Raw genomic sequence first — 1,938 nt, 5'->3', positions numbered from 1 at the left:
GGCGGCGCTGGCCGTGTTCCTGGTGGCGGCCGTCCTGCTGCTGCGCCGCGAGCGCGGCCATCCCGCGCCGATGCTGCCCATCGACCTGATGAAGCGGCCCATGTTCGCGCTGTCGACCATGACCGCGGTGTGCTCGTTTGCCGCGCAGGGGCTGGCCTTCGTTTCGCTGCCGTTTTATTTCGAAAGCGTGCTCGGGCGCAGCCCGATCGAGACTGGCTTCCTGATGACGCCGTGGTCGGCGGTGGTGGCGCTGATGGCGCCGCTTGCCGGCCGGCTGTCGGACCGCTATCCGCCCGGTTTGCTCGGTGGCGTCGGGCTGGCGGTGATGTGCGCGGGCATGGCGTCGCTGGCCTTGTTGCCGGCGCATCCCAGCGCGCTCGATATCGGCATCCGCATGGCGATCTGCGGCGCGGGCTTCGGCTTCTTCCAGTCGCCCAACCTGAAGGCCTTGATGTCGAGCGCGCCGCGCGAGCGCAGCGGCGGCGCCAGCGGCGTGATCGCGACCGCGCGCCTGCTCGGCCAGGCGACCGGCGCGGCCCTGGTCGCGCTCAGCTTCGGCATTGCGGGGCGGCACGGGCCGACGCTGGCGCTCGGGCTTGGCGCGGGCTTCGCGGGCGTGGCCAGTATCGCCAGCGGCTTGCGGCTGATCACGCGCGATGCCGGCGCCGCCGTCTTGCAACCGGCCGGAGACCGGCCGGCCGCCTGAGGTCAAAACCCGACGGGCCGGTGCGGTACGTATGCGGATCCCGGCAGTGGATCTGGTACAGGTCCACATGGCCGGTGCCGAGCCGGCGCAGGCTGTTGTCGATCTCGGCCGGGATGGCGCGCCGGGACAGGCCCGCGCCGTTGGGGCCGGGGCGCATGCGCGGGAAAAACGGTTGCAGCGCCGCCGTCAAGGCAGCACATACCCGCCATCGACGAACAAGGTCGATCCCGTCATGTACCCGTTGCCGAACAGGAACAGCACGGCGTCGGCCACTTCTGCCACGGTGCCGACCCGGCCCAGGGCCGTGGCGCGGCTGTAGCTGTCAAAGGCGGACGAGCGTTGCCTGGCGGGACGGCGCCGCCACAGGTCGCTGTCGATGGTGCCGGGCGAAACGGTGTTGACGCGCACCGGTGCCAGGTCGATCGCCAGCGAGCGGCCCAGGCCCTCGATGGCGGAGTTGCACGCGGCATAGGCCGAGGCGCCCTTGACGGGCCGTGCGCCCGCCGCGCCGGACATCAGCACGATGGCGCCGTCCGGCGAGAGTTTTGGCGCGGCTTCGTGCACTGCGTAGTACTGGCCCCAGAACTTGCTGCGGAAGGGGCTTTCCACCGCGTCGTGGTCATCGCTGTGGATGGAGGCGACCTGATAGGCCGCGCCAGGCGCGAACAGGTAGTCCAGGTGGGGCACCCTGGCGAAGAATGCGGCTATCGATTCCCGCGCGGCCATGTCGACCACGTGGCCCGTGGCCGTGCCGCCGGCTCCGGCGATCCGGGCCAGTTCCGCGTCGAGCGTTTCTTGAGAGCGCCCGCCGAGGATCACCGCACCGCCCGCCGCGGCAAAACGGTCCACCACGGCGCGGCCGATGCCCGAGGTACCGCCGATGATGACGGCGGTCCTGCCTGCCATTCCTATACCGGTTTGGTGCGTTTCCATTTTTTAACTCTGATTTGCGTATTCATCGGTCGATGCTTGCCTGATAAATCCGACTGAAAACTAATTTCAAAAAGAGAATGCGATAGCCAATATCACAATAACCTGCGCCCCGCACGGCTGGATGCAGATGAGGCCGACGGCCGCAACGATTGCGCAGACCCAGACCATCCAATCCGGTGCCACTGCGCCCACGACGAATCCAGAAAGGATCGCTTTATTTTGGTTAATTTTATTTACGAGCGGGTAAATATAGATTCATGAATTTGAGTTTGCGTAGTTATAGGTTTTTTATGCTGAAT

At 66.8% G+C, this 1,938-nt stretch carries 2 protein-coding genes and 1 pseudogene; 1 reads left to right on the top strand and 2 read right to left on the bottom strand.

Annotated elements, in window-relative coordinates:
- Nucleotides 1-706 (top strand): MFS transporter (locus P3W85_RS06480; RefSeq protein ID WP_276264171.1); only part of this gene is annotated, 706 nt, incomplete at its 5' end.
- A 28-nt stretch (nt 707-734) separates the two neighbouring features.
- On the opposite strand, the pseudogene P3W85_RS06475 reads toward P3W85_RS06480, so the two are convergent.
- Together P3W85_RS06475 and P3W85_RS06470 are read right to left on the bottom strand one after the other, a co-directional pair.
- Nucleotides 735-872: pseudogene (locus tag P3W85_RS06475) on the bottom strand (aldo/keto reductase); the annotation flags it as partial.
- A gap of 20 nt (nt 873-892) precedes the next feature.
- The gene (locus P3W85_RS06470; RefSeq protein WP_276264170.1) at nt 893-1,639 is read right to left on the bottom strand and encodes an SDR family NAD(P)-dependent oxidoreductase; all 747 of its coding nucleotides are present in this window, start codon (nt 1,637-1,639) and stop codon (nt 893-895) included.
- Between the last annotated feature and the right edge of the window lie 299 nt (nt 1,640-1,938).

This window comes from Cupriavidus basilensis (assembly GCF_029335485.1).
Lineage (GTDB): Bacteria > Pseudomonadota > Gammaproteobacteria > Burkholderiales > Burkholderiaceae > Cupriavidus > Cupriavidus basilensis_E.
The sequence above is the reverse complement of the archived record's forward strand: the minus strand, read 5'-3'. Positions and strand labels throughout refer to the sequence as shown.

What these genes read in the sequence shown, in the direction of transcription:
- P3W85_RS06470 (WP_276264170.1), bottom strand. Translation starts at nt 1,639, where the DNA reads ATGGAAACGCACCAAACCGGTATAGGAATGGCAGGCAGGACCGCCGTC.